This window comes from Vibrio sp. YT-19(2023), from assembly GCF_033337395.1.
Genome location: NZ_JAWOQN010000410.1, coordinates 1 through 753, shown reverse-complemented (window position 1 = coordinate 753; position 753 = coordinate 1). Strand labels below are relative to the sequence as shown.

The 753-nt window shown below is 44.4% G+C and carries 1 protein-coding gene; it reads right to left on the bottom strand.

Annotation, left to right across the window (positions count from 1 at the left end; translation table 11 throughout):
- On the bottom strand, positions 1-638 hold a 638-nt coding region (locus R7E78_RS26235; protein ID WP_318058622.1), incomplete at its 3' end, for an aminotransferase class I/II-fold pyridoxal phosphate-dependent enzyme.
- Between the last annotated feature and the right edge of the window lie 115 nt (positions 639-753).

The window sequence follows — 753 nt, the reverse complement described above, 5'->3', positions numbered from 1 at the left end:
GTGCCCAATGAATGGGATTCATCTACCACTAAGCCACAATCGAACTCCTTCGCCATTTCGTAGATGGCACGTAACGGGGAGATTGTGCCAATCGTGCTATACACTGAATCGACAACGATGATTCCCGCACCGTGGCGTTGGATCTGCTTGCGCAGATGATTCATGTTGTTGTGCATGAAAGGATGAATCTGCGCTCCAGCGGTGCGTGCTCCTTCCCACAACGACATATGAGCGAAAAAGTCGATGTATACGGGAACGTTTGGCGCGCAGATGGTTTGCAGTAAACCAATATTGGCTGCCCATCCTGATTGTGACAACAAACAACTTTCCATACCGACAAACGTCGCCAGCTGGTGCTCAAAGGCCGGTTTTGATTGATCATCTTGCAAGAAGATTGCTGACATCACGACATTGTCATCTCGTTCAGAAATTGCATCTCGATGCGCTTTCTGAATGAGCTCATTGTGAGAGAGCGAAAGGTAATCATTGCTTTGCATAACCACGGCATTTTCGGACGGTCGTTTGCCAAGAACGAGGTGTTTTTGATTTTCGTTAGATTTAATTAAATCTTGAATATGGAAATTAAGGCGTTCCTCGATAAAAGAGGGTAGTGGTTTAGTTTCGTTTTTAGTACACATAATAAATCTCTTTGTGATTTGGAAAAACGCCAGCGCTGACCTTATTTATATTGAGGATTTTGGGGAGAGTGTCACTAATCAAGTTGCATAACTTTGCTAACGCTTGCAAACTCGA